The organism is Microbacterium sp. KKR3/1, from assembly GCF_021272365.1.
Lineage (GTDB): Bacteria > Actinomycetota > Actinomycetes > Actinomycetales > Microbacteriaceae > Microbacterium > Microbacterium aurugineum.
Map to the genome: position 1 here is coordinate 1,955,839 of NZ_JAJSDW010000001.1, position 20,404 is coordinate 1,976,242.

The following is a 20,404-nucleotide window of genomic DNA, read 5'->3' on the forward strand; positions in this document are numbered from 1 at the left end:
GACAGCACGTCCGGCCGTAGGGATTCCGTGAGGATCGCAGGAGGATGACATCGGCAGGCGTAGTGTCGCCCGACGTGTCAGACGAAAACAGGGAGGGCGCGGACACTCCGCCGCTCGCCAAGCGCATCCTCATCGGCGAACCGCTGACGAGCCAGCAGGTCGACGAACAACTGCTCCCGAAGCGGATGGCACTGCCGATCTTCGCGTCCGACGCGTTGAGCTCGGTGGCCTACGCGCCGCAGGAACTCGTGATGATCCTGCTGATCGGTGGACTCACGTTCCTCTCCTTCACGCCGCTGGTCGCGATCGCGGTCGTGGTGCTGCTGGTCGTCGTCGTCCTGAGCTACCGACAGCTGATCAAGGCCTACCCGTCGGGCGGCGGCGACTACGAGGTCGCGTCGAAGAACCTCGGCGAGATCCCCGGTGTGATCGTCGCCGCGGCCCTCCTGGTCGACTACGTGCTGACCGTGGCCGTGTCGGTCGCCTCCGGTGTCGACAACATCATCTCCGCCGCGCCCGGCCTCGACCCGCTCCGCGTCGAGCTCGCGGTCGGCTTCGTGATCCTCATCATCATCGTGAACCTGCGCGGCGTGCGTGAGGCGTCGCTCGTGTTCGCCATCCCCACGTACGTGTTCATCGGCTCGGTCGGCATCATGATCGCGACCGGGCTGATCCGGACGTTCCTGGGCGATGCGCCGGTGGCCTCGAGCCACGACTTCTCGGTGCAGGCCGAGAACCTCGGTCAGGCCGCGGTGATCCTGCTGATCCTCCGTGCGTTCTCCAGCGGATGCTCCGCGCTCACCGGCGTCGAGGCGGTGTCGAACGGTGTCCCCGCATTCCGGGCTCCCAAGGTGCGCAACGCCCAGTCGACCCTCGTGCTGATGGGGTCGATCGCCATCTGCCTGTTCGCCGGCCTGACCGCTCTCGCCCTGATCGCCGGGGTGCACTATGCCGAGAACCCCTGCGACCTGATCGGCTTCGACTGCTCGACCCCCCAGCCGAGCCTGATGGCGCAGATCGCCGCGGCGACGTTCGGCGGCGGCAGCATCGCGTTCTTCATCGTGCAGGCAGCGACCGCGTGCGTGCTGCTGCTCGCCGCGAACACCGCGTTCAACGGCTTCCCCCTGCTGGGCGCGGTGCTGGCCCGTGACGGATACGCCCCCAAGTCGCTCAACACGCGCGGTGACCGCCTGGTGTTCTCGAACGGCATGATCCTGCTCGGCATCGCCGCGATCGCCGTTCTCGTGGTGTTCCAGGCGCGGCTGACGACCCTCATCCAGCTCTACATCATCGGGGTGTTCGTCTCGTTCTCGCTCGGACAGATCGGCATGGTCAGGCACTGGCGACGCGTGCTCCGGGGGCCGGTGGAGAACGGGTCCGGTTCCGGGATCGACGGGGCCTCGGCATCGGATCGCCGCTCGGCCAAGGTCGGACTCATCATCAACTCGACCGGCGCCGCGATGACCGTGCTCGTGCTGGTCATCGTGACGATCACCAAGTTCACGCACGGAGCGTATCTCGTCTTCTTCGCGATCCCAGTCCTGGCCTTCCTGATGCTGGGCGTGAAGCGGTACTACCGCGACGTCGAGCACGAGATCGCGATCGACGACACGACCAAGTTCGGGGCGACCGGCGACCTCGCGATCGTCCTCGTCAACCGGCTGCAGAAGCCCGTCGTGAAGGCCATCGACTACGCGATCGCGGCCAAGCACGGCAAGACCCTGGCGGTGCACGTGGCCGTGGCGTCCGACGACGCGGCCCAGCTGCAGCAGGAGTGGGCCGACCATCTCGTGCCGATCCCGCTCGTGATCGTCGAGTCGCCGTACCGGTCGTTCGCGCAGCCGGTGACCCAGTTCATCAAGCAGTACCGGGAGAAGCATGGCTCCTCGGTGGTGACCGTGTACCTGCCGCAGTACATCGTCGGACACTGGTGGGAGTCGTTCCTGCACAACCGTCGGGCCCGCCGCCTCGCCAACCAGCTGATGCTCGTGCACGGGGTGTCGATCACGCTCGTGCCCTGGCTGCTCGACTCGTCGGAGCTCATCTACGGCCGCCGCTCCCGCCCGCTTCCGGGTCAGGAGCGCGCGGGGCGCCCCGTGGTCGTCAACGGTCGGCGCGCACACCGGCCCGCCGGCCCGCCGCAGGAGTAGTCGCGGGGCGGCGACGGGGCCTTCGAGTCAGATCCCGTCGAGCACGGCACCCAGGACGCCGGCGGCCTCGGCGAAGCGCGCCGGGTCGGCGTTCGCGTAATTGAGGCGCACGTAGGACCCGGAGGGCTCGGCCGGGAACCACTCGGATCCCGGCGCGATGATGACTCCGCGCACCTCGCACTCGCGGACGACCTGCCCGACATCCGTCCCGTCGGGCAGTCGCACCCACAGGTTGAGCCCACCGGCCGGAACGCCCTCGACCTGCGCGGAGGGCGCGTGCGCGGCGAGACTCGAGAGGAGCAGATCGCGCCGCGCTCGCAGGTGCTCGCGGAATCCGCGCAGGTGCGTGCGCCAGGCGGGCTGGCTCACCACATCGAGAGCCGCGGTCTGGAGCACACCACTCACGTACATCGACTCGGCAGCGCGGTCCGCGAGGATCCGATCACGCGCAGGCCCTCGGACGATCGCGGCCGCGACACGCAGGGCCGGTGAGGCGCTCTTCGTGAGCGAGCGCAGATAGACCACGTGACCGTCATCATCCGACGCGGTGATCGGCCTCGGAGCGGCGTCGATCCCCAGGTCGTGCGCCCAGTCGTCCTCGATCAGGAACGCCCGGTGACGGCGGACCGTGTCGAGCACGGCCTCTCCCGTCGCGACAGGCCACTGCGCTCCGGTCGGGTTCGCGAACGTCGGCTGCGCGTAGAACGCCCGCGCGCCGGTCTGCGCGAACGCCCGCTCGACGTCGTCCGGATCCGGCCCATGCGGACCAGACGGGATCGGCACCAGGACCACACCAGCCTGCGCGGCGGCGAGCATCGCGCCCCAGTACGTCGGCGACTCGATCAGCAGCGGCTGCCCGGCCCCCACGACGGCACGGAAGATCGAGCTCAACCCGCTCTGGCTGCCCGAGATGATCAGGGCGTCCCGCGCCGAGGCGGGTGTGATCCCCACCGGTGCGGCGGACGCGAGTTCACCGGCGAACCACGCCTGCAGCTCGGGGAGGCCCGCTGCGGGTGAACGGGTCAGCGCCGCGTCCGATCGGGCGGCACGGACGAGCGCCTGTCGCACGAGCCGCTGCGGCAGCAGGTCGACCGCGGGGTATCCCGAGTGCAGTCCGATCGCATCGGGCGCGACCGTGCGTTGCGTCGACGAGAGGCCCGCGAGTCCGGCCGGCGCAGCGCCGAGGGCGGCAGTCTGCCAGCCGTAGTCGACCGTGCGAACGATGGGCGCGGCGCGGACGAACGTCCCCGCGCCCGGGCGAGACTCGACCAGACCGAGCCGCGCGAGTTGCTGCATCGCCTTCTGCACGGTCACCGGGCCGGCCCCGTACTCGGCCATGAGCGCACGGTTCGACGGCACCCGCGCACCCGGAGATGCGGAGGAGATCCACGCGCGCACCCCGGCGACGATGCGGTCACTGCTATCCTGACTCATGAAAGTAGACAGTAGCGTTATCGCCCCGCGAAGGACAGTGCTATCAATGCCTGCCGGTGTCCGGTGGGGGCTTCTCGGCGTCCTCGCCTTCTCCTTCACCCTTCCGCTCACGCGCATCGCGATCGACGGGCTCTCACCGCTGTTCGTCGGCGCCGGGCGTGCGGTCGTCGCCGCCCTCCTCGCCGGAATCGCCCTGGCCGTGACGCGCCAGCGACGTCCCACGACGACGCAGTGGGGCCGCCTCGCGATCGTCGCCGGTGGGGTCGTTGCCGGGTTCCCCGTCCTGACCTCGTTCGCGATGACCACGACCCCCGCCAGCCACGGTGCGGTCGTGATCGGCGTGCTCCCCGCGGCGACCGCCGTCGCTGTCGTGCTCCGCACCCGCGAACGGCCCACCCGATCCTTCTGGATCTTCGCGAGCCTCGGTGCCGTCGCCGCGGTCGTGTTCGCCGCATTGCAGAACGACGGGCTCGACTCCCTCAGCGCTGCCGACCTCCTGTTGTTCGGGGCTGTCATCGCCGCCGCGATCGGCTACGCGGAGGGCGGTCTGCTCGCCCGCGAACTCGGCTCCTGGCAGACCGTGTCGTGGGCGCTGATCGTCGCCGCTCCGCTGATGGCGGCTTTGACGGTGGTGTCGGCCGTTCAGCAGCCGCCGGCCGCGACGCCCGTGCAGTGGCTCGCCTTCGCCTACCTCGCCGCGGTGAGCATGTTCCTCGGCTTCTTCGCCTGGTACCGCGGCCTCGCGATCGGTCCGATGGCACAGGTGAGCCAGATCCAGCTCGTCCAACCCGTGATGGGCATCGCCTGGGCGGCGCTCCTGCTGCACGAGCAGATCGGTTGGGCCACCGCTATCGGCGGGCTCGCGGTGATCGCCTGCGCCGCCCTCGCCGTGCGTACCCGACTGATCACCCACCGACCGAGCGCGCCCCGAAGAAAGGACTCCTGATGCGTCACACACCCCGGTACCTGATGACCGATCCCGACGAGGTCAAGCGCTTGATCCGCGGCAACCCGTGGGCGACGTTCGTCTCCCCCGCCGGCGGCCTCGTGGCCTCGCACCATCCCGTGCTGCGAGGAACACCAGCAGCACGGTGTCGCCGGTCGACCCTAGGGTGGAGCGATGACCGAGACGCGAACCCCCGAGCCGTGGCCTGCACGGACAGACCGACTTCAGGTGCGCCCCTGCACGCCCGCCGACGTCGATGTGATGTGGGAGTGGCGGCGGCTCCCCGAGGTGAACCGGTGGCTCGGGGCCGCGCCCGACACGCGGGATGCGTTCCGTGAACGGTATCTCGCTCCGGAGCGCCTGGCATCGCTGTACCTCGTGGAGCTGCTGCCCGCGCACGAAGGCGCCGCCCCGACGCCGATCGGCGACATCATGGTGCAACTCGGCGATGGCTGGGCCCAGGCCGAAGTCGAGGCCGAGGCGAAGGGCGTCGAGGCTGAACTCGGCTGGGTGCTCGACCCCGCGTACACCGGCCACGGCTATGCGACCGAGGCGATCCGCGCGGTGATCGATGTGTGCTTCGGCGCACTGGGGCTGCGCCGCGTGCACGCCGGGTGCTTCGCCGACAACGAGCCCTCCTGGCGCGTGATGGAACGCCTGGGGATGCGCCGCGAGGAGTTCAGCCGGAAGACGGCGCTGCACCGCTCGGGCGAATGGTTCGACGGCATGAACTACGGACTGCTCGCCGAGGAGTGGCCGCCGGAGCGGGGCGTCTAGCCCGAGACGAGGAACAGGACGAGAACGGCCACCAGCACGGTCGGCACGGCGGCGACCACGCCCCACAGCATGTACCCGCGCCAGCGGATCGTGACTCCGAGCGCCGTGATGCGGTGATGCCACAGCAGCGTCGCGAGCGAGGCCCACGGCGTGATCAGCGGGCCGAGGTTGACGCCGATCAGAAGGGCCATCAGCGCGACCGGATCCGCGGCGACGGGCTCGAGCACGAGATATGCGGGGAGGTTGTTGATCGCGTTGGCGCTCACGGCCCCGAGCGCGGCCAACCGGAACAGATCGCCGGGGGAGTCGCCGTTCGCGGTCTGCGCCGTCAGGAAGTCGAGGAGGCCCTGCGCGTGCGCGGCCTCGACCAGCACGAACAGCGATGCGGCGAGCGCGATCGCCTGCCACGGCACGAGCGCGAGCCGCAGCGCCCGGCGCCGCCGCACCGCGAACACCACGATGAGCGCGAGCGCCGCGGCTGTGGCGGGGATCCACACGTCGTGCGTGACGACCAGCAGTGGCATCAGCACGACGAGGATCCCGGCAGCGCTCCAGAACAGCATCGGGTCGGCGGGGCGCCGGGGCGGCGGCGTCTCGTACGCCGCGAACACGGTGCGCCGGTGCACCACGGTCAGGATCACGACGGGCATCAGGATGCCGACCAGAGTCGGTGCCCAGCTCAGGGCGATGAACGCCGCGGGACCGTCGCCGATCGCGGGTGCGGCGAGCAGGTTGGTCAGGTTCGACACCGGTAGGGCGAGGGAAGCCGTGTTCGCCAGCCACACGGTGGCCAGGGCGAAGGGGAGCGGGGAGACGCCGACGCTCTGCGCGAGCACGATGACGACCGGCGTGACGATCACGGCGGTCGTGTCGAGGGACAGGAACACCGTGCTCACCACCGCGAGCACCACGACGAGCGCCCAGAGGATGAGCACACGCCCGCCCCCCAGCGGGCGAGCCGTTGCGAGACGACATCGAAGACCGCCGCGTCGCGGGCGAGCTCGGCGACGACGGTGATCGCGACGACGAACCCCAGCACCGGCGCGATCCGCTGCCCGAGAGCATCGGCGTCCGACTGCGGGAGGTATTCGGTCAGCACGAGGACGAGGGCGAGGACGACGAGCCCTCCGACGACCCACGTCCCTGCGCCGATACGCCACTCTCTGGTGCTCACCTGGTGAGCATAGGGGCACTTCAGCGCGAAGGGGAGCACCCGGTGCGGTGCCTCGTGGAGTCTAGGATTCAAGGACGGGATCGGGGATTCCTCGGCGAGGAGCACATCGACGTCGCCGACATGAATCCCGCGTCGGATGACCGGGAGGGCGAGTGAGCGCAGAGCGGACGCAGCGTCCGGCTCCGGAACAGTCGCGACGCGGACGCCTCCGCGTGCTCCTGGGCGCTGCCCCGGGCGTCGGCAAGACGTTCGAGATGCTCGCCGAAGGCCGCCGCCTCCGCGAGGAGGGTCACGACGTCGTCATCGCGATCGTCGAAACCCACGATCGCGCTGCTACCCAGGCGCAGACCGTCGGGCTGCCGGAAATACCGCGCCGGGTCGATGAGCACCGAGGCGTCGCCCTGACCGAACTCGACCTCGAGGCCGTGCTCGCGCGCGCCCCGGAGATCGCCCTGGTCGATGAACTCGCCCACACGAACATCCCGGGCTCGCGGCACCCGAAGCGCTGGCAGGACGTCGACGATCTGCTGGACGCCGGCATCGACGTGGTCACCACCGTCAACGTGCAGCACATCGAGTCGCTCAACGCCGTGGTCGAGAAGATCACCGGGATCGCGCAGCGGGAGACGATCCCGGATGCCGTCGTCCGGGCCGCGGATGAGATCGAGGTCGTCGACCTCGCGCCGCAATCGCTGCGCGATCGGCTCTCCGCCGGGCTGGTCTATCCGGCCGAGCGGATCGACGCCGCCCTGTCGAACTACTTCCGGTTGGGGAACCTGACCGCGCTGCGTGAGCTAGCGTTGCTGTGGCTCGCCGACGAGGTCGACAGCGCGCTGCGCACCTACCGCGCCGAACAGGGGATCGAGGGCAACTGGCAGGCCAGGGAGCGTGTCGTGGTCGCTCTCACCGGCGGCACGGAGGGCGAGACCCTGCTCCGGCGCGGGGCACGGATCGCGGCACGCTCGGCCGGCGGCGAACTGCTCGCCGTACATGTCTCGGCACAGGACGGTCTGCGCAGCGAGACGCCCGGAGCGCTCACCTCCCAGCGCCTTCTCGTGGAGTCGCTCGGCGGCAGCTATCACCAGGTGGTCGGCGACGACATCCCGTCCACCCTGGTCGAGTTCGCGCAGGCGGCCGACGCCACACAGCTGGTGATCGGGGTCAGCCGACGCAGTCGACTCACCGCCGCGCTCACCGGCCCCGGCATCGGATCGGAGGTCATCCGCCGATCCGGCGACATCGACGTGCACATCGTGACGCACGCGGCTGCCGGTGGTCGCCAGGCTCTGCCGCGTATCACCGGCGGGGCGCTCGGCTGGCGCCGACAGCTCCTGGGATTCGCGATCGCGCTCGTCTTCGGACCGATCCTGTCATGGATCATGTTCACGGTCCGCAGCCCCGAATCGATCACCGCCGAGGTGCTCGCCTATCAGCTCCTCGTCGTCGTGGTCGCCCTGATCGGCGGCATCCGTCCCGCCGTGTTCGCCGCGGTGCTCTCCGGGATCACGCTCGACTTCCTCTTCGTCGCGCCACTGTTCACGATCACGATCGCGCACCCGCTGCACGCGCTCGCCCTGTCCCTCTACGTCGTCATCGCGATCCTGGTCAGCATCATCGTCGACCAGGCCGCACGACGAGCCCGCACGGCTCAGCGCGCCGCCGCCGAGGCCGAGCTGCTCGCCGCAGTCGCCGGCAACGTGCTCCGGGGCGACAACGCGGTGCTGGCGCTGGTCAGCCGCACCCGCGAGGCGTTCGGACTCAGCGGAGTGCGGGTGCTCTCCCCCGATGGCGAGGTGCTGGCGAGCGACGGCGAACCGGTGGCCGACGGCCGCGCCACGACCCTGCCGATCGGCGTCAGAGCAGGCGGTGGCCCCCGGGCGCTGCTGGAGTTGAACGGCGAACCTCTGGCCGGACCGGAACGACGCCTGCTCGATGCGATCATCGCGCAACTCTCCGCCGCGATCGAGCACACCGACCTGCGCGCCACCGCCAGCGAAGCCGAAGCCCTGGCCGAGACCGACCAGGTGCGCAGCGCTCTGCTGTCGGCCGTGAGCCATGACCTGCGGCGACCGCTGGCCTCGGCGGTCGCGGCGATCGGCGGCCTGCGCGGTGCGCACGGGCTGTCGGCGACCGACCGCGAAGAACTGCTCGCCACCGCCGACGAGAGCCTTGCGACGCTGTCGGCGCTGGTCACCGACCTGCTCGATGTGAGTCGCGTGCAGGCCGGCGTGCTCGCGGTCTCCTCGTCCCGGATGGATGCCGCCGGCACCGTGCTCGCCGCCGTCGACGAGCTCGGGTTGGGGCCGGCAGACGTCGAGCTCGCCCTCGACCCGGACCTGCCGCCGGTGTTCGCCGATCCCGTGCTGCTGCAGCGCGTACTGGTGAACGTGCTCGCGAACGCGCACCGTCATGCCCCGGACGGCAGCCGCGTGATCATCTCGACCAGCACGATCGGCGACCGCGCCGAGATCCGCGTGATCGACCGCGGGGCAGGTATCGCTCCCGAGCGGCGCGACCGCATCTTCCAGCCGTTCCAGCGCTTCGGTGACACCGACAACACGACGGGACTCGGACTCGGACTCGCCCTGTCCCGCGGGTTCACCGAAGGCATGGGCGGTACCCTGACACCGGAGGACACCCCTGGTGGAGGCCTCACCATGGTCATCTCCCTGCCGCTCGGCGCAGGGCTTCCCGACACGGAGGGGACGGAGTGAAGCTCCTCATCGCCGACGACGACCCGCAGATGGTGCGGGCGCTGCGGATCACACTGGCCGCCCACGGATACGAGGTCGTCGTGGCCGCCGACGGTGCCGCCGCGATCGCCGCCGCCGCGCAGTCCCACCCCGACCTGATCATGCTCGACCTCGGCATGCCCCGACTCGACGGCATCGAGGTGATCCAGGCGCTGCGCGGGTGGACGAACGTGCCGATCATCGTGGTGTCCGGACGCACCGGTTCAGCCGACAAGGTCGACGCGCTGGACGCCGGCGCCGACGACTTCGTCACGAAGCCGTTCCAGGTTGATGAACTCCTCGCCCGGTTGCGCGCGCTGTCCCGCCGATCGGCCCCCGCGAACGGCGAATCCGTCGTGGCCTTCGGTGAGGTCGTCGTCGACCTGGCCACGAAGACCGTCACCCGCGCCGGAACACGCGTGCACCTGACCCCGACCGAGTGGCGCATGCTGGAGCACCTGTCGCGGCATCCAGGAGCCCTGGTCACCCGGCAGGACCTGTTGAAGGAGATCTGGGGCAGCGAGCAGGTCTCCGACTCCGGTTATCTGCGGCTGTACATGTCGCAACTGCGGAAGAAGCTCGAACGGGAGCCGGGTGCTCCGGTGCACCTGCTCACCGAGGCGGGGATGGGCTACCGACTCGTGCTCTGAGCCGTCGCCCGCGCCGGGGTGCGCCGGCTCGCCGTTCGTAACTCAGGAAGAACATGCGACCCGGTGACGGTGTGTCGCCGTTTCCGGGTGATGCGGCGCGGCCTTCCTGAGTTGCGCGCGTCGTTCACAACTCAGCAAGAACTGCCGGAACCGACCCGGAAATCGGCCCACGCTGCGCTCAGCGCGACGACTCTGAGGAGTTGTGCGCAGCGCGCGTCCGGCGCAGCACCGCGACGACACCGGTGACGACGAGCAGCACGGCCACGATGATCGCGGCGATGGCGGTCGGGGTGCTCTCCGGCTCCCCGGTCAGTCGTCCGACCGCGAGCCAGGCCAGTCCCCACGCCGTCGCGAGGGCGGGAGCGATCCGGCCGGTGGCCCACGCCGCCGCGGCACCGATCACCAAGACGACCACGAGCACGGCGATGGCCCAGGCGTCCGCGGCGTCGGCCCAGCTCTCCGGAGCGATTTGGGTGAGCCAGGCAGCGGTGTTCGCGACGGTGGCGATCGTGACCCAGCCGAAGTGCAGCCCGTTCGCGCCGTCGGTGAGGATGCGATCCGCGACGGTGCGCGCCGGGAAGCGGCCGAGCACCACGATCACGCGGGCGAGCACGACGAGCAGCAGCGCGATCACGACGACCGTGAGCCACAGCGTCAGGTACCTCGCGGTCACCAGCCACAGCCCGTTCAGCACCATCGACACCGCGATCCATCCACCGACCGCCCGCTGACGGGGATCCTGCCGCTGCGCCGGGAGCGCCTGCCACACCGTGTAGACGATGAGTCCGAGGTAGATGAGCGACCAGATCGAGAACGCCGGTCCTGCCGGAGCGAGGTAGGAGCCCTGAGCCGAGAGGGCTCCGTCCTGCAGGTCGTCGACGGATGCCCCGCCGAACGCCCCCGCTCCGATGGTGGCGGCGATCAGCATGAACGTCGCCGACGCGATGACCAGGGTCTGCCGGCCGATGCCCTTCGTACGTGAGTCCATGGTCACGACGCTACGGCGCGGTGAGCCGACACGCATCGGGGTTGACACCGAGGCGACGTTTCGCTAACCAGGTTAGGGAAACACCCACTCAGGCCCGGGCGAATGCCGCATCGATCAGGACCTCCGCGGCACCGCGTGCCTGCACCGCCACCGACGGATCCTTCGAGATCGCCGCCGTGCTCTGTGCCCCCTCGGCGAGGATCGACAGCTGTGCAGCGAGCGCCGCAGGCGCACCCGTGTCGGCGACCAGGCCCGCCATGTACTCCTGGAACGATGCCTTGTGCGTGCGCACGATCTCCGCAACCTCGGGGTTCGTGCCCCCGAGCTCGCCGAACGCGTTGATGAACGCGCAGCCGCGGAAGTCGTCGGCGCAGAACCAGTTCTCGAGGTATTCATAGACCGCGAGGAGACGCGCGCGCGGGTCGTCGCCGGCATCCGTCACGGCCCCCGAGAGCCCGGACTCCCACTGGGCGTGCTTGCGGGCGAGGACAGCGGCGACGATGTCGGTCTTCGCGGGGAACAGCGCGTAGAGGCGGCGCAGCGACACTCCGGCCGCGGCACGCAGTTCATCCATGCCCACCGCCGCGTATCCCTTGCGGTAGTAAAGCTCCTCCGCCGCGGTGAGGATGCGTTCACGGGCCTCGTCTTCGGTCATGTCCAGAAGTCTACTTGACACGAGAACGAACGTTCTCTAGATTGAACACATCGAGCGAGAACGACCGTTCTCCTCTCAACCGAAAGGACCCGGATCATGGGCTACATCACCGTCGGAAACGAGAACAGCACCCCGATCGAGCTCTACTACGAAGACCAGGGATCGGGTCAGCCCGTCGTCCTGATCCACGGGTATCCGCTCGACGGACACAGCTGGGAGCGTCAGACCCGCGAGCTGCTCGCCCAGGGCTACCGGGTCATCACCTACGATCGGCGCGGCTTCGGCGGATCCTCCAAGGTCAACGTCGGCTACGACTACGACACGTTCGCCGCCGACCTCAACACCGTGCTCGAAACCCTCGATCTGCGTGACGTCGTGCTCGTCGGCTTCTCGATGGGCACCGGAGAGCTCGCCCGCTACGTCGCCACGTACGGCCACGACCGCGTCGCGAAGCTCGCCTTCCTCGCCTCGCTCGAGCCCTTCCTCGTGCAGCGCGACGACAACCCCGAGGGCGTGCCGCAGGAGGTCTTCGACGGCATCGAGGCCGCCGCCAAGGGCGACCGCTTCGCGTGGTTCACCGACTTCTACGAGAACTTCTACAACCTCGACGAGAACCTGGGCTCGCGCATCAGCGAGCAGGCCGTCACCGGCAGCTGGAACGTCGCGATCGGCAGCGCCCCCGTCGCCGCCTACGCGGTCGTCTCGTCCTGGATCGAGGACTTCCGTGGGGACGTCGAGGCCGTGCGCGCCGCCGCCAAGCCCACCCTGATCCTGCACGGCACGAAGGACAACATCCTCCCGATCGACGCGACCGCGCGCCGTTTCCACCAGGCGGTGCCGGATGCCGACTACGTCGAGGTCGAGGGAGCCCCGCACGGTCTGCTCTGGACCCACGCCGACGAGGTCAACGCGGCACTGAAGGACTTCCTCCAGAAGTAACCCCCGTTCGAATCGCGCAAATGGCCTCATCCCGTCAAGGAATGGGGCCATTTGCGCGATTCGAAGCCGGGCCTACGCGTCGCGCGAGCGCCAGAGCAGCCAGACGAAGTACGGGGCTCCGATCAGCGCCACCACGAGTCCAGCGGGAAGTTGCGCGGGGGCGATCACGGTGCGCCCGATCGTGTCCGCGACCCCCACCAACAGACCTCCCAACAGCACGGCGACGGGAATCACCCTGGCGTGCGTGGCCCCGACGAGCGCTCGTGCCGCGTGCGGGGCGACGAGTCCCACGAAGCCGATCACGCCGATCGCCGTCACGCTGAGCGCTGCGAGCACCGCCGCCACGACCAGCAGCGTCAGACGCACGGGCTCGAGGCGGATGCCGACGAGCCTCGGGGTGTCCTCATCGAGGGATAGCACGTCGAGCTCGCGACGGCTCATCACCACGAACGGCAGCGCGATCGCCAGCACGATCGCGAGGGGCAGCACCTGATCCCACACCCGGCCGTACGTCGTGCCCGAAAGCCAGGTGTAGATCTTCGGGGTGTCCCAGGGGTTCGACCGCAGCAGGAAGAAAGTCGTGAGCGAGACCGAGAAGTACGAGACACCGATGCCGATCAGCAGGAACCGGTCGGCGTTCAACCCGCCGCGCCACGACAGCAGATAGACGAGGGCGAAGGCCAGCAGCGCCCCGGTGACGGCGCCCGCGATCATGCCCGCAGTGGACGAGACGGCGCTCGTGATCACGAGCACGGCACCGAGTCCGGCGCCGCCCGTGACACCGAGGATGCTCGGGTCGGCCAGCGGGTTCCGACTCACTGCCTGGATGATGGTGCCGGACAGCGCGAGCGCCCCACCGGCGACGACCGCCGCCACGATGCGCGGCGCGCGTTCGTCCAACGCGAAGGCGATCGCCGGCGGCGCCTCGCCCTGCAGCCACAGCGCGATGTCGCCGGTCAGCAGCCACGTGTGCCCGGCGAGCAGGCCGAGGAGCAGCACCCCGACCACCCCGAGCACCACGACGGCCAGGGCGATGCGGAACCGCAGTCGACTACGCACTCCGAACCGCACCCGCGGAGGCTGCCGTGTGGGACCGGCGTCGCGCAGACGCCGTGCCATGAGCACCAGCACGATCGCTCCGAGGAGTGTCGTCGCGACTCCGGTCGGGATGAGGATCGCCGCCTCGGCCCCGATGATCGCTCGCAGCAGAGCATCCGAGAGGATCACGACGATCGAGCCGAGCAACCCGGCCGCGGGGATCAAGAGCAGATGGCGGTTCAGGCTCGGCACGACGCGCGACAGCAGGCGGGCGAGCACGGGCGCGCACAGTCCGACGAAACCCATCGGCCCCGCGAGCGTCACCGACACCGCGGTGAGCGTGACGGCGAGCAGGATGCCTATGGCCCGCGTCGAGCGGATCGGCACGCCCAGCGACGACGCCGTGTCGTCGCCGAGCGCCAGGATGTCGAGCCGCCGTGCCAGCAACAGCGCCGCCCCGGTCACCACGACCACGACCGGGGCCGCCTGGAGGAACGCGGTCAGGCCGAGCTGGGACAGGCTGCCGCTTCCCCACGCGAGCAGACCCTTCGTCTCCTCGTCGAACAGGATGAGCAGGGTCGAGGTGCAGGCCTGGAACGCGAGGGCGAGGGCCGTCCCCGCGAGGATCAGCCGCGTGGTGGACGAGCCCGCACCGCCGGCGAGTCCGAGCACGATCCCCGCGGCGAAGAGGCCGCCGGCGAACGCGACGGCGCCCGACGCCCAGACCGGCACCGCGATGCCGAAAGCCGCGAGCGCCGTGACCGCGAGGTACGAGCCGGCTGTCACGCCCAGGGTGTCCGGCGAGGCCAGGGCGTTGCGAGCGAGCGACTGGAGGAGGATGCCCGCCACGCCCAGCGCCACGCCCACGGCGATGCCCGCAGCGAGACGCGGAACCCGCGACCCCCACAGCACGTCCGGGTCGGCGAAGACGGCACCGCTCGTGCCCTGGGTGAGATGCCAGCAGGCCACCGCGAAGAGCACCACGGCGAGGGCCACGAGAGCCCCGATGCCCGTGAGCAGAGCCTGCGGTCGGCGTCCCTCCGCCTCGTCGGGCGCGACGACGGGCACCGGATGCGCCGGCTTCGTCGTCGCCGCCGCGTCGTCGAGGCGAAGGGCTCCCGTCACTTCGAGAGCACCTCGACGTAGCCGTCGATGATCTGCTGGGTCGAGCGCGGTCCGCCGAACGTCCAGATCCCGGCGGGGAACGCGGTGAGGCGGTCATCGGCGACGGCGGGCAGCGAGGTCCAGGCCGGGTTGTCCTGCAGAGCGTCGATGAAGCTCTCCGACTCGGGGTCCTCCGTGCCCGTGTAGAACAGGCTGGCGTCGCCGACCGTGGTCATGCCTTCGACATCGGTCTGTCCGAGGCCGTAGGTGGGGTCGACCTCGCCGGTCCACGCGTTCTCGAGACCGAGCTTCTCGCCGATCTCCCCCACCAGCGAGCCCTGGCCGAACGGGCGCAGAGCGACGTTGCCGCCGTCGACCCAGCCGTCGAAGAACACGAACTCCTTCGTGGGCAGATCCAGATCGGCGAGTTCGGCCGAGGCCGCGTCGAGGTGCTCCTGGAACTCGTCGGCGACCACCGCAGCGCGCTCTTCGCGTCCGGTCACCTGGGCGATGAGGTCGAGCGTTCCGAGCATCTTCGCGATGGGGTCGGCGGCATCCGCACCGACGGTCGCGAGCACCGGAACGTCGTAAGCCTCGAGCTGGGAGACGATGGGGTCGTCCGCGGCGCTGACCTCGACGATCACGAGGTCGGGCTCGGTGCCGAACAGCGTCTCCAGGTTCGGCTCCTGCCGGGTGCCGACGTCGGTCACGCCCTCCGGGAGCTCTTCCGCGGTGACCCACGTGCTGTAGCCCTCGGCGTCGGCGACCGCGACCGGCGTGATGCACAGCGACAGCGCATCCTCGATCTGCTGCCACTCCAGCACCGCGATCCGCTCGGCGGGCTTGTCGAGCTCGACCGTGCGACCGAGGTCGTCCGTGACGGAGACGGCAGCGGTCGAGGTCGCGGTGGTGTCGTCGCCGCAGCCCGCGCTCGTCGAGGCCGAGGCGTCGGAGTCGGAGGCGGCGGGGGCCTGGGTCGTTCCGCAGCCGGCGAGGGCCATCACGAGCGCACCACCGAGGGCGATCAGGGCGAGGGGCTTCTTCTTCATTCGGTTCTTCCTCCGGGAGGGGTGAGGGGGTTCAGGATGCCGCGGGGGTGCGGTGCCGGCGGTGGTGCCGACCTCGCGGGAGCACCCGCACGAGGCCGGTCTCCTCATCGATCTCGGTGTCGATGCGCAGGCCGTAGACGGCGGAGAGGTTCTCGCCGGTCAGCACCTCGGCGGGGGTGCCGGCCGCGTGCACTCGCCCCGCGTGCAGAAGAACGACGTCGTCGGCGACGGATGCCGCGTGGTCGAGGTCGTGCAGCACGACACCGAGGGCGGTGCCGTGGTCGTCGGCGAGCTCGCGCACCAGGTCGAGCGTCTCCACCTGATAGCGCAGGTCGAGGTGGTTCGTCGGCTCGTCGAGCAGCAGCACGCCGGTCTCCTGCGCCAGCGCGGTCGCCAGCCACACGCGCTGCAGTTCGCCGCCCGAGAGCTGGTCGACGGGACGGGCAGCCATGGCGGTGAGTCCGGTCAGCTCGAGCGCCCGCGCGACGGCGGTGCGGTCGGCGTCGCTGACACCGGAGAAGCGACCCCGGTGCGGGTGACGGCCGTACGCCACGACGTCGGAGACCTCGATGCCGGAGGGATGGGGCCGCGATTGCGAGAGCATCGCGACGGTCTTCGCGAACTCCTTCGCCGAGAGGGCGGCGGCGTCGCGCATCTCGTCACCGCCGATGCGCACACTCCCCGCCTCGATGCGGTGCAGGCGGGCGAGCGCGCGCAGGACGGTCGACTTGCCGCTGCCGTTGGGGCCGATGAGAGCTGTCACCCTTCCGGGGGCGAGGCGCAGCGAGACATCGTGCACCACCCGGGCACGGCCGTATCCGAGCACGAGGGATTCGCCCTGCAGGGCGTGGGTCTGTGTCGTCACGTCAGCCCCGCATCGCGACACCGCGGCGCCAGTAGCCCATGAAGGCCACCTGCCCGCGGTCGATGCCGAGGTCCTTCACGAGGTGTCGGCGCAGGGTGGTGACCACGCCGCTCTCCCCCGCGATCCAGAAGTAGCGCTCAGCCGGGGCATCGGCGGCGGCGATCTCCTCACCGAGGCCGGAGTACGCCGGCGTCTCCCACAGCAGGTCCTCGCCGTCGATGTCCTTCACGCGGATCTCGTCCGAGGCGTCGGCGTCGCCGAGGTAGCCGAGGACCGCAGGGATCAGGTGCAGGCCGTGCGGCTCACCGGCGTCGCGCGGCAGCCAGTGCACCTCGACACCGGTCGGCGCATCGATGCGCAGCACGTCGGCCGGAGTCGGCACCTCGATGAAGGCGACACCGCGCAGCCCGCGAGGCGCGTCCTCCAGGATGCGGGCGATCGCCGGGGCCGCCGTCTCATCCCCCGCGAGCACGACCGAAGGAGCGCGTCCGGGGTGGAACTCGGCGCCGCCGTGCGTATCGACGCCGAGGCCGCGACGCGGTCCGACGAGGTACAGCTCCTGCCCGACCGCGGCCTGGTCCGCCCACAGCGACGCGGGGCCGGTCAGACCCGGCTCGAGGTGCAGCACGAAGTCGACGTCGACCTCGGTCCCGGTCTCGTCGTCGACCCGGAGGTCCCGCACGGAGTAGGTGCGCATCGAGCCGCGCTCCTCTTCCGGCACCGCCAGGAACGCCTGCCACCAGTTGTCCGATGCGCGGTCGAGCTCGGGCAGCACCCCGGATACCGGCGGGAAGACCAGCTTGATGCGGCTGTCGAACACCTCGCCCGGAGTCCCGAACTCGAACAGGTCGTCCCCGCCGAAGGTCACCCGCACGAACGAGGGCGAGACCCGGACCACGGCGCGCACCTCGGCGCGGGTGAGGATGTAGGTCGGACGCTCGGTCGTGGTCGTCTCAGCGGACATGATGCCTCCCGATGGGTGTGACCATCGGCGTACCGGAGACCGGGTCGATGGTGATCTGATTGGCGAGGCCGAAGACCTCTTCGACGAGGTCGGCGGTGACGACCTCCTGCGGGGCTCCCGCTGCATGCACCCTGCCGTCCTTCATGGCGACCAGTTCGTCGGCGTAGCGGGCGGCGAGGTTGAGGTCGTGCAGCACCATGACGATGGTCGTGCCGCGTGACACGCTCAGGTCGGTCAGCAGGTCCAGCACCTCGACCTGGTGCGCGACGTCCAGGAACGTGGTCGGCTCGTCGAGCAGCAGGATGTCCGTCTCCTGCGCGAGAGCCATCGCGATCCAGACGCGCTGCCGCTGTCCGCCCGAGAGCTCGTCCACGCTGCGGTCGGCGAGATCGGAGATGCCGGTCGCATCGAGCGCGTCCGCCACGACCTCGTAATCGTGCGCGCTCCACCGCGCGAGCATCTTCTGGTGCGGGTGTCGCCCTCGGCCGACCAGGTCGGCGACCGCGATCCCCTCGGGCGCGATGGGGGATTGCGGCAGCAGACCGAGGATCCGCGCGACCTCCTTCGTCGGACGGGAGTGCACCGAGGCGCCGTCGAGCACGATCTGCCCCTCGGTCGGCGAGAGCAGGCGGGCCAGCGAGCGCAGCAGCGTCGACTTGCCGCAGCCGTTCGCGCCCACGATCGCGGTGATGCGTCCGGGAGCGATCTGCAGGTCGAGCCCGTCGATGACGGTGCGGTCGCCGTACGCGAGCGTCACCCCCTCGGCCGACAGGCTGTGCGAGACGGTCATAGCGAACCCCCGGAGCGGTTGGTGCGGATGAGCAGATAGATCAGGTACGGCGCGCCGACCACGCCGGTGATGACGCCGACGGGATAGCGGGTGCCGAAGGCGAACTGGCCGATCAGGTCGCCGGCGAGCACGAGCACGGCGCCGACGAAGGCCGACGGCAGGAGCAGGTTCGCCCCGGGCCCGGTGATGCGGGCGGCGATGGGTCCCGCCATGAACGCGACGAAGGCGATGGGGCCGGTGGCCGCGGTCGCGAACGCGAGCAGCGCGACCGCGCCGAGGATGAGCAGCAGGCGTGTGGCATCGACGCGGACACCGAGTCCGGCGGCGGAGTCGTCACCGAGCCGGAGAGTCCCCAGTGCGCGACCCTGCGACAGCATCAGCGGCACGATGATCACCGCGGCGATCGCCATCGGCAGCACCCGCTCCCAGGACGCGTTGTTCAGGCTTCCCGTCAGCCACTGCATCGCGGTCTGGATGTCCCAGTTCGCCGCACGGGAGAGCAGGTACGAGATGACGCTCTGCAGCATCGCCGCGACACCGATGCCGATCAGGATCAAGCGGGTGCCGGCGAAGCCGCCCTTGATCGAGAGCAGATAGATCGCCAGTGCCGTGAGCACCGCGCCGGCCAGCGCGAGCGCGGAGACGACCGGGCCGTTGACCGACAGCACGATGATGCCGAACACGGCCGCGGCGCCGGCACCGTTCGAGATGCCGATGATGTCGGGCGAGGCGAGCGGATTGCGCAGCATCGTCTGGAAGCAGACGCCCGCCATGCCGAACGCGATCCCGGTGAGGACGGCGAGCACCGCCCGCGGCAGTCGCAGGTCGCCGACGGTGAAGGAGGCGCCGGGCACGCTCTCACCGAGGATCACGCGGATCACCTCGTCCGGTGTGTAGAACGTGTTGCCCACCATCAGAGCGATCGCGAAGAGGGCGAAGACCAGGACTCCGAGGACGATCGTGGCCGTCGCGCGGCGACGATGGCGTGAGCGACGCCCTACGACGATCCGGGCGATCCGGGCGGATGCGGACTCCTCGTCGCGGGCGAGGGTGTGTTCCGTGTGCTCGGTCGTGGTCACAGCTCACGCACCTTCTGCCGACGGACGATCCAGATGAAGAACGGGGCGCCGATGATGGCGGTGATGATGCCCACCTGGATCTCCTCGGAGGAGGGAGCGATCACGCGACCGACGATGTCGCTCGCCGTCAGGAGTGCGGCACCGGCGATGGCCGAGAACGGGAGCAGCCACCGGTGGTCGGTGCCGACCAGGAGCCGGCACATGTGCGGGATCACGAGGCCGACGAACCCGATGGGTCCGGCGATCGCGGTCGCGGCACCCGCGAGGATCACCGCACCCAGCGCTGAGATCATGCGGGTGCGGAGCACATGTTCGCCGAGTCCCTTCGCCATGTCGTCGCCGAGGGCGAGCGAGTTCATGCCGCGCGCGCTCAGGAAGCAGATCAGGGCGCCGAGCGCGAGGACGGGAGCGGTGATCGCGATCCGCGGCCACTCCGCCCCACCGACACCGCCGATCTGCCACGACTGGAACGTCTGCAGCAGGTCGACGCGCGGCAGCATGATCGCGCTGATCAGCGAGGCGAAGGCGGCCGAGGTGGCGGCCCCGGCGAGCGCGAGCTTGAGCGGCGTCGCGCCTCCGCGCCCGAGGGATCCGACGGTGTACACGAAGACGGCGGCGGCACCGGCGCCCACGATCGCAAAGGTCATCTGGCCGTAGGGGTCTGCGAGACCGAAGAACGCGATGCCGCACACCACGGCGAGCGAGGCGCCGTTCGAGACACCGAGGATGCCGGGGTCGGCGATGGGGTTCCGCGTGACCGCCTGCATGGTGGCTCCGGAGAGCGCGAGTGCCGCGCCGACGAGGAGCGCGAGGACCGTACGGGGGATGCGCTTGACGATCGCGGCCTCGGCGATCGTGTCGGTGTGACCGGTGAGGGCGGCGACGATGTCGTCGAACGAGACCGCGCGCACGCCGAAGGCGATCGACATGACGCTGAGCACCAGGAGCACGACCACCCCGAGGAGGAGCCACAGGGTTCGCGCCAGCGCCGGGCGCCGCAGGTCTGCGGCACCCGGCGCGAGGACGGTCGCTGAGGTCACTGAATGCTCATTCCGCGGGAGCGGATCGAA

16 protein-coding genes and 1 pseudogene are annotated in these 20,404 nt (G+C 70.2%); 6 read left to right on the top strand and 11 right to left on the bottom strand.

What is annotated here, in order from left to right:
- Window positions 1-62 precede the first annotated feature (62 nt).
- Window positions 63-2,150: an APC family permease gene (locus LVJ59_RS09350; protein WP_374199071.1), complete on the top strand. Its 2,088-nt coding sequence runs from the start codon at window positions 63-65 to the stop codon at window positions 2,148-2,150.
- Between the two features lie 27 nt (window positions 2,151-2,177).
- On the opposite strand, the gene LVJ59_RS09355 is transcribed toward LVJ59_RS09350, so the two are convergent.
- Window positions 2,178-3,584 (bottom strand): PLP-dependent aminotransferase family protein, encoded by a 1,407-nt coding sequence (locus LVJ59_RS09355; protein WP_232762795.1) that lies wholly within the window; start codon window positions 3,582-3,584, stop codon window positions 2,178-2,180.
- 46 nt (window positions 3,585-3,630) lie between these two features.
- Between LVJ59_RS09355 and LVJ59_RS09360 the strand changes: the two genes are divergently transcribed.
- Together LVJ59_RS09360 and LVJ59_RS09365 are read left to right on the top strand one after the other, a co-directional pair.
- Entirely contained in the window at window positions 3,631-4,530 is a 900-nt protein-coding gene (locus LVJ59_RS09360) for a DMT family transporter (RefSeq protein WP_232762796.1), read from the top strand.
- Between the two features lie 174 nt (window positions 4,531-4,704).
- Window positions 4,705-5,307 (top strand): GNAT family N-acetyltransferase, encoded by a 603-nt coding sequence (locus tag LVJ59_RS09365; RefSeq protein WP_232762797.1) that lies wholly within the window; start codon window positions 4,705-4,707, stop codon window positions 5,305-5,307.
- Here LVJ59_RS09365 and LVJ59_RS09370 read toward each other — a convergent pair.
- Window positions 5,304-6,481, bottom strand: a pseudogene (locus LVJ59_RS09370) (SLC13 family permease). The gene LVJ59_RS09365 and the pseudogene LVJ59_RS09370 sit on opposite strands and share 4 nt — an antisense overlap.
- A 152-nt stretch (window positions 6,482-6,633) precedes the next feature.
- On the opposite strand from LVJ59_RS09370, the gene LVJ59_RS09375 reads away from it, so the two are divergent.
- Entirely contained in the window at window positions 6,634-9,195 is a 2,562-nt protein-coding gene (locus LVJ59_RS09375) for an ATP-binding protein (RefSeq protein ID WP_308191503.1), read from the top strand.
- Entirely contained in the window at window positions 9,192-9,863 is a 672-nt protein-coding gene (locus LVJ59_RS09380; RefSeq protein ID WP_131492021.1) for a response regulator, read from the top strand. The genes LVJ59_RS09375 and LVJ59_RS09380 overlap by 4 nt, the downstream gene beginning before the upstream one ends.
- 178 nt (window positions 9,864-10,041) lie before the next feature.
- On the opposite strand, the gene LVJ59_RS09385 is transcribed toward LVJ59_RS09380, so the two are convergent.
- Both LVJ59_RS09385 and LVJ59_RS09390 read right to left on the bottom strand, forming a co-directional pair.
- Entirely contained in the window at window positions 10,042-10,851 is an 810-nt protein-coding gene (locus tag LVJ59_RS09385) for a tryptophan-rich sensory protein (protein ID WP_232762798.1), read from the bottom strand.
- 88 nt (window positions 10,852-10,939) lie between these two features.
- On the bottom strand, window positions 10,940-11,506 hold the full coding sequence (locus tag LVJ59_RS09390) for a TetR/AcrR family transcriptional regulator (protein WP_232762799.1): 567 nt from the start codon (window positions 11,504-11,506) through the stop codon (window positions 10,940-10,942).
- Between the two features lie 96 nt (window positions 11,507-11,602).
- Between LVJ59_RS09390 and LVJ59_RS09395 the strand changes: the two genes are divergently transcribed.
- On the top strand, window positions 11,603-12,445 hold the full coding sequence (locus tag LVJ59_RS09395; RefSeq protein ID WP_134352788.1) for an alpha/beta fold hydrolase: 843 nt from the start codon (window positions 11,603-11,605) through the stop codon (window positions 12,443-12,445).
- A 72-nt stretch (window positions 12,446-12,517) separates the two neighbouring features.
- Here the strand turns inward: LVJ59_RS09395 and LVJ59_RS09400 are convergent, their stop codons facing one another.
- From LVJ59_RS09400 to LVJ59_RS09430, 7 genes are read right to left on the bottom strand one after another with little or no spacing between them, the layout of a single operon-like run.
- A complete protein-coding gene (locus LVJ59_RS09400) occupies window positions 12,518-14,608 on the bottom strand; it encodes an iron ABC transporter permease (protein WP_308191504.1) in 2,091 nt (696 codons plus the stop codon).
- A complete protein-coding gene (locus tag LVJ59_RS09405; protein WP_232762800.1) occupies window positions 14,605-15,636 on the bottom strand; it encodes an iron-siderophore ABC transporter substrate-binding protein in 1,032 nt (343 codons plus the stop codon). The genes LVJ59_RS09400 and LVJ59_RS09405 overlap by 4 nt, the downstream gene beginning before the upstream one ends.
- Window positions 15,637-15,667: 31 nt before the next feature.
- Window positions 15,668-16,501 carry an ABC transporter ATP-binding protein gene (locus LVJ59_RS09410; RefSeq protein ID WP_232762801.1) on the bottom strand — a complete coding sequence of 278 codons (834 nt, stop codon included), beginning with the start codon at window positions 16,499-16,501 and terminating at the stop codon, window positions 15,668-15,670.
- Window position 16,502: 1 nt separating this feature from the next.
- A complete protein-coding gene (locus LVJ59_RS09415) occupies window positions 16,503-17,465 on the bottom strand; it encodes a siderophore-interacting protein (RefSeq protein WP_232762802.1) in 963 nt (320 codons plus the stop codon).
- Window positions 17,455-18,255, bottom strand: coding sequence for an ABC transporter ATP-binding protein (locus LVJ59_RS09420; protein ID WP_131492015.1), 801 nt, complete (start codon window positions 18,253-18,255; stop codon window positions 17,455-17,457). The genes LVJ59_RS09415 and LVJ59_RS09420 overlap by 11 nt, the downstream gene beginning before the upstream one ends.
- Window positions 18,252-19,334 carry an iron chelate uptake ABC transporter family permease subunit gene (locus tag LVJ59_RS09425; protein ID WP_232762803.1) on the bottom strand — a complete coding sequence of 361 codons (1,083 nt, stop codon included), beginning with the start codon at window positions 19,332-19,334 and terminating at the stop codon, window positions 18,252-18,254. The genes LVJ59_RS09420 and LVJ59_RS09425 overlap by 4 nt, the downstream gene beginning before the upstream one ends.
- On the bottom strand, window positions 19,331-20,374 hold the full coding sequence (locus LVJ59_RS09430; protein ID WP_047523280.1) for an iron ABC transporter permease: 1,044 nt from the start codon (window positions 20,372-20,374) through the stop codon (window positions 19,331-19,333). Before LVJ59_RS09430 ends, LVJ59_RS09425 begins: the two co-directional genes overlap by 4 nt.
- Window positions 20,375-20,404 lie beyond the last annotated feature (30 nt).

Bases quoted from the DNA above. Each gene is read 5' to 3' on its own strand.
- LVJ59_RS09355 (WP_232762795.1), bottom strand. From the start codon at position 3,584: ATGAGTCAGGATAGCAGTGACCGCATCGTCGCCGGGGTGCGCGCGTGG.
- LVJ59_RS09405 (WP_232762800.1), bottom strand. From the start codon at position 15,636: ATGAAGAAGAAGCCCCTCGCCCTGATCGCCCTCGGTGGTGCGCTCGTG.
- LVJ59_RS09395 (WP_134352788.1), top strand. From the start codon at position 11,603: ATGGGCTACATCACCGTCGGAAACGAGAACAGCACCCCGATCGAGCTC.
- LVJ59_RS09360 (WP_232762796.1), top strand. From the start codon at position 3,631: ATGCCTGCCGGTGTCCGGTGGGGGCTTCTCGGCGTCCTCGCCTTCTCC.
- LVJ59_RS09415 (WP_232762802.1), bottom strand. From the start codon at position 17,465: ATGTCCGCTGAGACGACCACGACCGAGCGTCCGACCTACATCCTCACC.
- LVJ59_RS09420 (WP_131492015.1), bottom strand. From the start codon at position 18,255: ATGACCGTCTCGCACAGCCTGTCGGCCGAGGGGGTGACGCTCGCGTAC.
- LVJ59_RS09365 (WP_232762797.1), top strand. From the start codon at position 4,705: ATGACCGAGACGCGAACCCCCGAGCCGTGGCCTGCACGGACAGACCGA.
- LVJ59_RS09385 (WP_232762798.1), bottom strand. From the start codon at position 10,851: ATGGACTCACGTACGAAGGGCATCGGCCGGCAGACCCTGGTCATCGCG.
- LVJ59_RS09390 (WP_232762799.1), bottom strand. From the start codon at position 11,506: ATGACCGAAGACGAGGCCCGTGAACGCATCCTCACCGCGGCGGAGGAG.